The organism is Streptomyces sp. NPDC002671 (genome assembly GCF_053592475.1).
In genome coordinates, this window is the sequence record NZ_JBSFVU010000099.1 from 1 (window position 1) to 8,916 (window position 8,916).

Below are 8,916 nucleotides of genomic sequence, written 5' to 3' on the forward strand. Positions count from 1 at the left end.
TCACGGAACTCCGGATCGAACTTCCGTCGCTTCTCCGCCATGACTCCCAACTTCCCCTGCAGTCACGGTCTTCACGCTACGAGGGGAGGGACAGTATGCCTAATGGGACGCGAAGGGCGGTAAGCGAGCTCGGTTCCTCACGCTCCCAGGAAGAGGAACCGGGGACGCGGAGCCGGCTTTCAGGGCGCGAGCCGAGCCTTTGAGTATGCCCGGACCGCAGAGTCCTTTGACAAGACGAGGCCGGCTTCGCGCCCATCGGTGTAAGTCGAGATGTTCAGGATGAGGCACAGTTCCGTCGGCAAGAGCGCGGTATCGGTCATGTGAGTGCAGGCAGGGGCGCCTTTGGTCGTTGCACTGTCCGTCGGTTCCGGTCGCGGTTCGCTGCTTGGCAGTCCGAGCCGGTTGTACGGATCACCCCTCACATCACCGACGATGCGGCCGGGTTCGCCCAGCTCACAGCCCTGCTGACCCAGCACGGTGACAGCGAGGACGCTCCGATCCCCGTGGCGATCGAGACCTCCCGAGGACTGGTTCACGGGGACTCGTCGATCGCGTCGAATACCAGAAGAGCCCTGGTGAAGGCGCGGTCCCTCGTCTGTGGGACCCGGTCTCTGAAAGGCGGCAGCACCACCGCCCTGCCGGTCGAAAGGAGGGCGGCCGGGCCGTGCTGTGTTGTCGGCTTCAGGCGGGGTCGGTGGCGGGCTCGGTCCCGTAGCGGCTCATCGCGTCGATGTTGGCCTGTGGCGTCAGCGGCCGGCCGCCGGCGAGTACTTCCTGGAGGTCCCGGAAGTACTGCACGTACAGGTCGGGGGTGAATGTGCTGAGCATGACGGCGGGTTGGTCGGTCAGGTTGGCGAAAGTGTGCGGAGTACCGGGCGGCACCATCACGAGCGTGCCCGTAGCGGCGTCGTAGTCCTCGTCCCCGACGGTGAACCGCACGGTGCCGGACAGGACGTAGAAGCCCTCGTCGTGTCGGGCGTGGCGGTGCTGCGGCGGTCCCTGGGTGTGCGGGGCGAGGACGGACTCGGCGATCGCGAGGCGGTGCCCGGTGTGGCTGCCGTCCTCCAGAACCCGCATACGCGTGGACCCCAGAACGATCATCTCGCCATCGCCGGGACCCATCACCGATACAGCGGGATGGGTCTGCGGCTCGCTGGTCTTCGCTTCTTCGGTCATGCTCACGAGTTCACCGCCGGGGCTCCAGGGCTGTCCAAGACCTGTCCCACAGCGCCGATACCTCGTGGGTATCGTTGCAGCGTGGAGCTACGGACCTTGCGCTACTTCGTGGCGGTCGCCGAGGAACTCCACTTCGGCCGGGCCGCCACCCGGCTGCACATGAGTCAGCCGCCGCTGAGCCGGGCGATCAAGCAGTTGGAGGCCGATGTCGGGGCCTTGCTCTTCGCCCGCTCGCCTGCCGGCGTCACGCTCACTCCGGTGGGCACGGTGCTCCTCGACGAGGCGCGGGCCTTACTCGACCATGCCGACCGCGTCCGGGTACGGGTGAGCGCGGCGGCCGGCGTAGCGACCATCACCATCGGCATCCTGGGCGACGGCACCGACCCGGGAGTGGCCAGGCTGGCCGCCGCCTACCGCCGACACCACCCCGGCGTCGACATCCGCATCCGCGACACCGATCTGACCGACCCAACCTGCGGGCTGCGCGCTGGACTGGTTGACGTCGCGCTGACTCGGGCGCCGTTCGACGAGACTGCCCTGACGGTGCGTGCACTGCGGACGGATCCGGTCGGCGTGGTCCTGCGCGCCGACGATCCGCTGGCTCGCCGCGACGGGCTGCGGCTGGCCGAGCTGAGCCACCGCCGCTGGTTCCAGTTCCCGCAGGGCACCGACCCTGTCTGGCAGTCGTACTGGAACGGTGGCAGGCCGCGCAAGGGCCCAGTGGTGCGCGCCGTCCAGGAATGCCTGCAGGCCGTGCTGTGGAACGGCACGGTCGGCCTGGCCCCGCTCGGACACGACCTGCCCGCGGAGCTGGCCGTGGTGCCGCTGATCGACATGCAGCCGAGCCGAGTGGTGGCGGTGTGGAACGAGGGTGACACCAACCCGTTGATCCGATCCTTCATCGAGATCGCGACAACCGCGTACCGTCACTGAGCACCGGCAACCGGTGCTGCCGCAACTCGTGAACAATTCGAACGCCGCAGCCCCAGAGACCGCCTCCCGAAATGGTGAACATCTGCTGTTCTTTCTCGGATCAGGCACATATTCCGTGAGAACGATCAAGTGGGTTTGCCCCCGGGGACCCAGCGTCACCTGGGATCGTGGTGCGGTGTGATGAGCTCGTCGGTGCCCTGTTTCCGCACCTCAGCGCGTTACAGCTGGAGCGTGTGTTCTTTGACGGCGGAGTGATTCGCCTGACGGCGAGCACTCGGGAGGCCGAGGCGGCCTGCCCCGGATGTGCAGTGAAGTCCACCGGGTGCACAGCAGGTATGGAAGACGCCTTGCCGACACGCCGGTTGGAGATCGGCCGGTGCTGATCGAGCTGACGGTGCGGCGGCTGTACTGCGAGAACATTCGCTGTTCGCGGCGTACGTTCGCCGAGCAGGTCGACGGGCTGACCATTCGCTATGGCCGCCGCACGCCTGCTGCCCGGCGAGTTCTGGAGGCTGTCGCCGTCGCGCTGGCCGGCCGGGTCGGCAGCCGGCTCGCCGCTGTCCTGCACGCATCGGTGAGCCGGACGACACTACTTCGAGCGGTCATGGCCATGCCGGACCCAGCCTGGACCGTTCCGAAAGTGCTGGGCGTCGATGACTTCGCCACCCGCCGCGGACAGCATTACGGCACCATGCTGATTGACTGCGAGACCAGCCAGCCACTCGATCTGCTGCCCGGCCGTGACGCTACGACCCTGGCCGGCTGGCTGTGGGAACATCCCGGCTCCGAAATCATCTGCCGTGACCGGGCCGGTTCTTACGCCGAGGGCGCCAGCACCGGTGCCCCGAACGCGGTCCAGGTCGCGGACCGTTTCCACCTCTGGCAGATCCTCGGCGCCGCCGCTGAACGCAACGTGCGCCGCCACAACAACTGCCTGAAGACGGCTGCCATCAGCGCTGAGGGCCCGACAACCGACGCCGTTGCCGACCATGCGGACGCCGAGAAGGAAATGTCGCCCTACACACGCTGCGGGGTCGTTGCCGCGGGCCGCACCGCGTTCGAAAGTGTCATGCGAGACCCTGCGGACTTTGTCCCGTACGCCACCGGCCACATCTGGGCCGAGAGCCTGCTCTACACACCGGACCATGCATACGAACGCATCACCGGCGAGAAATGGGACCGCAACACCCGCTACTCCCATGAGTCGTACTCGAACACCGCGGGCTGGGCTGACTGAGCGCCGTCGCCCACCTCCGATGACGAAGTCGAACCACCTTGATCTTTCTCACGGAATATGTGCCTGATCCGAGTATCGACAGCACATGTTCAGCAGTTCGGGAGGCACCCAGACTGCGCCGTGTTCGATGTTCACCAGAACCGACAGCACCCGGATGACCGGCAGACGACCCACCTGCAGTTCCGTCCCGCATCCACGCTTGGCCGCGGATCCGGCGTGTCGACGAACGGGCGCGGGCGGCATTCGCGCCGGGCCGAGCGATCCGTAGCGGGAGGTGCGGCGGCAGGGCGCCTGCGGGTACCTGAACTGCAAGGCGTGCCCGGCGTCCTGGCCTGACCTCTCAGTCGGCCAAATCCATGTGCGAGACGAGCCGGGCGGCAGATAGCTTCGCCCGAATGACAGCAATGCTGAACGATTCCGTCCGGGCGCTACTCGATGCGCCGGTTCCCGCCGTCCTCGCCACTGTCAACCCGGACGGAAGCCCGCAAACGTCGGTGGTCTGGGTCGGCCGCGACGGAGATGACCTGCTCGTCTCCACCGCTGCTGGCCGCCGCAAGGAACGCAACCTGCGCCGCGACCCCCGCGCCAGCCTGACCGTCTACGATCCGGCCGACCCGTTGCGCTACGCCGAGATACGCGGCCTCGCCACCATCACCGAGGACACCGGCCGGTCTCTAGCGGTCGCCCTCGCCGAACAGTACGAAGGCCCCGGCGCCGGCCAGGAGTACCTCGACCTCCCCGCAGAGGTTCTCCGTGTTGTGGTCCGTATCAGCCCGAACAAGGTGGTCGGTACCGCGACCGCCTGACCGATCATCACCGGACCGCCATTGCGATAGCGGGGGGCATGAAGACACCCGACACGGTCGGTGTCCACGCGGAGAAGCGCGAGGACACCGACAGCGTCGACCGCCCCATGCAGCCCGTCCGAGGGGCCTCGGACGCGGCCAGCAGATCCGCGGCAGGCGCCACGATCCGTGGTGGGCGGTCCGGCGGCAGCAGGCCCGCGGGTACCGGAGCCGCAAGGTGTAGTCCTGGCCCGCGTGACCTGCTTCTCAACGCCCTCTCAGCGCTGTCCACTCCCGTGGACATTTCGATTCAGCCAAAGCGCTGGCTGCCTCGCAAACTCATGCACAAGTGCTGTCCCTTCTGGCGATCAAAGCCACCGTGGTGTCCGCAGCGTTCGTGGCACGGCACAGCGTCATTTGCTCCCAGTGGTGACGAAAGGCTCGGTATAGCTCAGCTCAGCGGCTCTCCAAGAAGGAGAGAGCGGGCACGTGCACGGAATCCGCTGTTGAGCCCAGCGCTACCCACGAGGACATGGAAACCCCAGGTTGCAGCAGGGGCAGAGGCCACCGTGGAACAGGGCGCGGTTCAGGACACCACGGGAGCGGCGTCCGTGACCTCGCTCAGCCGGACCGTGCACAGCCCGCGGGGCTCGCTCTTTACCTCCGTCACCTTGAGCTGGGTACCCGGCGTAAGGATGTATTCCTCCTCGCCGGTGAAGGCGGAGAAGCTCTTGATCCCGACCGCCCGGGCCGGCGTCACCTCGAAGAGGGTCCGCTTGCCGCGACTGCCCAAGAACGCCCTGGCCACCTTCAGCTCGGAGGTACACGAGGAGACGCCCCACCAGGTCACCGTCCGGCCCACCGTGTACTGCGCCCGAAGGTCCAGCGACACCCCGCGCCACAACGGCTGCGTGTAGGCCGGCAGCTCCGAGACCGCCGAGAACAGCAGCCGCAGGTACGGCAGGTAGGGCGTGACCCTGGTGCGGTCGGGGGAGCGCAGAACGCTGTTGACCTCACGGTAGAAGGCTGACTCACAGGTGTAGAGGTGGAGCGCGGCGATCGCGTCGGCGGACAGGCCGCCGCCAGCCGCCTGGTCCGCACGCTGCTTGCCGAAGTCGCGGGAGCGCCGGATGTGCCTGGCGAGCCCGGACAGCGCTGCGGAGACCGGGGCGACGGCGTCCTGGAAGTCCATCAGCCGGGTGTCGAAGACACCGGTGATCGCGGGCAGGACCAGGCCCTCGTCCTTGACGCTGGTGAGGCGTTCCAGGTACAGCTGGTGCAGGTTCATGGTCGACTCGATGAAAGCGCCCATGCGCGCCGCGACACCCCCGTCCGCACTGCCCGCGCCGGCCGCCGGCTCGTTCCACCCCTTGCTCGGCAGCCAGTCGATGCGGTCCGCGCCCAGCGAGGTCAGGGCGCCGTTGACCTGGGCGAAGTGGTCGCCCTCGCAGAAGATGTCGCCCTGTGCCGCCGGGTTCGCGTGGTCGAGGTGCCGGACCTCGACGTCCGGGTACTTCTGCTGGAGCCGCAGGACGACCCGCTTCAGGCTGCGGGCGTGCGCCCCCCACCACGCGAACACGACCCCGCGGTCCTCCTCGGTCGCGTCCTGCTTGGCCTTGAGGATCTCCTCGACGATCCGCTCGGCGACCGGCCGCCAGAACGCCGTGTGCTGGTCGGCACCCATTGCCCCGTCGCCGCTCGCGGTCAGCGACGCGTTCAGCAGGAGCACGCCCTGCGTCAGCATCGCCTGGAACCACTCCGGCGGTTGGACCGTGTCCCGCTCCTTCAGCAGCGCCCGCACGTCGGCGATCGGGGTTTTCTTGGCGATGCCGTACTTCCACATCGCCGCCGCCTTGATGAGGCACCGGATGCTGACGACCCGGCCGAACTGGCTGTCCTTCCAGTCGCTGAAGGTGTTGTCGAACATGGCGATGCCGGTGGCGCTCTCCGGTCGCGGGTACGGGTTCTGACCGAAGACCACGACCTTCCACTTGTGCGGCGGGTTCGGCTTGAGCGCCTGGAACGTCAGCTCGCGGACCGGGACCACCTCGTGGCTGCGGCCCTTCCCGATGAACCGTGCGGCGTCCGGCTGCGCCTCGATGACCGGCTTCAGCAGCGGGAGCCAGGCCTCCCCGCCGCCGTCGAAGAGCTCGGTCAGGGCGAGAGGGTCGTTCGCATCGGGCTGGGGCTGCGGCGGCTGGCCCGGAGCCGGGACGCCGGTCGTCGATCCGGTCATGGCGGAGGCACTTTCGCTCGTCGTGGCAGAAGGAGAGGAGGGGGCGGCGGAGGGAGCGGGAGCGGCAGTTTCAGGCGCCGGCGCGGGGGTGACGGGCGTGATGGCCGCCGGCGGCACGATGCGCACCCGTTGGTCGACGGGCGCGTTCTCGATCCCGTGGAGCTGGGAGATGATCGTGGACCGCAGCTCGTCGTCGTCCTCGAACCAGTGGTCGTGGAAGAGCGTGTAGCCGGTCCACATCAGATTGGCGCACACCCGGGCCGGTACCTGGCCGGTCTGCGCCCCCATCCCGACCAGCGCCACGGACCGGATGCTGCCCGGCTTCTTCCGGTTCTGCCGGTGGACGGCCTGGAAAGCGGCCGCGCACGCCAGCGCCACGTTCAGCGTGGCACTCACGTTCTGCGAGGACCGCACCATTGTCGGCGTCGATATCAGGTACCGGGGGACGGTCGCGCCGGACGGGACGCAGACCGCGCTGCCCACCGGCAAGGGTCCGGCGAACCGGTCGCGGATCGCCCGCTGGACGCGCACCTGGATGCCGGACCCCAGGTACCGCTTGATGACGGCGTCGACCCCGCCGTCCATCCGGCCCCGGGAGTTCGTGGGGGTGACCCAGGCGTCGACGTCCTCGTCAAGGATCGAGCCCTTGCGGATCTCGATGCCGGGGGTGTCGGCGAACGCGGCGCGCCACGCCTCCACCACACGCTCGTTGACGTCCGTCAGCACCACCCTGAGCGCGGGCAGCACACTGCTCTCGGTCATCGTCCACTCCTGTCGTGCAACGGCGGTTCCAAGACCTCGAACGTATCTCCCACCACTGACAACGCAGCCCCGACAAGGGGCCGGTGACCTGCCGTCATGCTCCAAGTGAGCCCGCACCGATCGGTGGCCGCACACGCCCATGTCCTACCGACCGTGCACTCGCCGATCGGGGCACATGAGTCGGACAGGGCCTGGCCCTCAGACCGCCCCGGCGGCACGCCCGGGCACCTCACGACTGAAACCCGGCCAATGTGCCCGCGCCCACTCAGCCTGGCCGGTAGATCGGCGGCCCCTTCGCCCGTGGGAGTGAGCAGAAGACCTCCCCATCGACACCGCCCTGCCAATTCTCCTAGGGTTGCCGGGGTGACATCGGGTCAGCATGCCAGCTCAGTCACATGGTTGACCTGTCCTCCATTGCCAGCACACTGAAGATCCTGGACCGGCTCGGGTCCCAGCAGCACGCACTGATCAGGTGCGCGCCTGGACCTGTGCCTGGCTGATGGCAGAGCGCGCAAGTCATTCGGATGCTGCGCAGCTTCGATTGGTTTGGTGGTCGTCCGGTGTCAGCGGCCGGGCTTTCTGCGCAGCGAGTAGGGCTGTGAGCTGGGATTGTGCAGATGGACTGGTTGGCGGACCGCGCTTGATCACCCATCGAAGGTGAGCAGACGGGTAGCTGACTGTGCATCTGGCCTGCGGATTCCCGCTGGGGAGGCTGGCTGCACAGGTTCACTGGGTATTGCGCAGTTTCAGTGGCCGGCGACAGTCACGGCGGTGTCGTCGCGCCGCTCGGCACGGCCGACGAGTTCGGCAGGTAGTCCCGGCGGATCGGCGGGCCGTGCTGCGCCCCGGCCCGCCGCCGCAGCTCTTCGAGGCGGTGCGCCAGGGCGGAATAGTGCTGGCCCTGGCCAGGGCCGTCGCGCGGTGCACCAGGACCGCCGGGCCGCGTCTCGGCTCACGGGAAGCGCACTGAGCTGTTCACTGCGTTCCGACAGCGGATCAGCCGAGTCACCGGCCGGTACCGGGCCTGCACACGGGACCGGTCCACCGCGGGTCCGTCCCGCCGCATACCTCCCGAGCCACACGCCCGAGCTGGGTCTCCTGGGCGGTAGCGGAGGGCCCCGTATGAAGGCGGTCACTGTGGCCTTGGCCACCCGTGGCAATTCCATCAAGGACGCTCGGCCACCCGCAGGCCCGGTCTAGGGTGACTGCTGGCGCCAGGGTCCTTGGACCAGGGCATGCGCTATGCCGGCCGCCGTGGGCTCGCAAAATTTGCGGCGGCCGACTGCTGCATACCTTCAACTCGCACCCTGCGCAAGGCGGCTTGAGGACCGGACCGGGGCCGCTTCGGCCTGGACCGCGCCGGAGGCGGAGCACACGTTCCGGCTGGCTGTTGCTGTACCTGACCGGCAGCCTGCATGCGCGTGGTCCTGTTGTGAGCGAACCCAGGAGGCTTGATCAGCGCATGAGCACACCCGAACCGCCTTCCTGGGCGTACTGCGGGCATGGCGCGAACGCGGCCACCGATCCGGTCGGCTGCCACGGTATCCGTGTCCCCGGCCACACGGCTTGCTTCGCCCACCTTGCCGACATCGACCGCGATGCCTATCTGGGTGGCCTCGCCCCCGGCGCTCACATCGATCACCGAGGAACACCTTTCACAGAGGAGCTCCTGGACCGGCTTCTCGACGCACTCTGTCAATCCCCTCGTTGTGTGGAGATCTTCTAAGCGGCCAGCTCCAGGGCGGAGTTGGCGCGGTGGTTGTGTTCGTAGTCGATTGGGCTGCGGT

General features: G+C 68.1%; 5 protein-coding genes. 3 read left to right on the forward strand and 2 right to left on the reverse strand.

The window, feature by feature from the left end; genetic code table 11:
* Nucleotides 1-681: 681 nt before the first annotated feature.
* On the reverse strand, nucleotides 682-1,176 hold the full coding sequence (locus ACWD35_RS43910; protein ID WP_451356933.1) for a cupin domain-containing protein: 495 nt from the start codon (nucleotides 1,174-1,176) through the stop codon (nucleotides 682-684).
* A 96-nt stretch (nucleotides 1,177-1,272) separates the two neighbouring features.
* Between ACWD35_RS43910 and ACWD35_RS43915 the strand changes: the two genes are divergently transcribed.
* From ACWD35_RS43915 to ACWD35_RS43925, 3 genes are all read left to right on the forward strand, one after another.
* Nucleotides 1,273-2,109 (forward strand): LysR family transcriptional regulator, encoded by an 837-nt coding sequence (locus ACWD35_RS43915; RefSeq protein ID WP_451356937.1) that lies wholly within the window; start codon nucleotides 1,273-1,275, stop codon nucleotides 2,107-2,109.
* Nucleotides 2,110-2,410: 301 nt separating this feature from the next.
* Nucleotides 2,411-3,346: an ISL3 family transposase gene (locus tag ACWD35_RS43920; RefSeq protein WP_451356934.1), complete on the forward strand. Its 936-nt coding sequence runs from the start codon at nucleotides 2,411-2,413 to the stop codon at nucleotides 3,344-3,346.
* A gap of 395 nt (nucleotides 3,347-3,741) precedes the next feature.
* Nucleotides 3,742-4,152 (forward strand): PPOX class F420-dependent oxidoreductase, encoded by a 411-nt coding sequence (locus ACWD35_RS43925; RefSeq protein WP_451356935.1) that lies wholly within the window; start codon nucleotides 3,742-3,744, stop codon nucleotides 4,150-4,152.
* 565 nt (nucleotides 4,153-4,717) lie between these two features.
* On the opposite strand, the gene ACWD35_RS43930 is transcribed toward ACWD35_RS43925, so the two are convergent.
* Complete coding sequence (locus tag ACWD35_RS43930) at nucleotides 4,718-7,129, reverse strand: ADP-ribosyltransferase domain-containing protein (protein WP_451356936.1); 2,412 nt, start codon at nucleotides 7,127-7,129, stop codon at nucleotides 4,718-4,720.
* Nucleotides 7,130-8,916 lie beyond the last annotated feature (1,787 nt).

Excerpts from the sequence above, each read along its gene's own strand:
- ACWD35_RS43920 (WP_451356934.1), top strand. The coding sequence starts at position 2,411 with ATGTGCAGTGAAGTCCACCGGGTGCACAGCAGGTATGGAAGACGCCTT.
- ACWD35_RS43925 (WP_451356935.1), top strand. The coding sequence starts at position 3,742 with ATGACAGCAATGCTGAACGATTCCGTCCGGGCGCTACTCGATGCGCCG.
- ACWD35_RS43910 (WP_451356933.1), bottom strand. The coding sequence starts at position 1,176 with ATGACCGAAGAAGCGAAGACCAGCGAGCCGCAGACCCATCCCGCTGTA.
- ACWD35_RS43930 (WP_451356936.1), bottom strand. The coding sequence starts at position 7,129 with ATGACCGAGAGCAGTGTGCTGCCCGCGCTCAGGGTGGTGCTGACGGAC.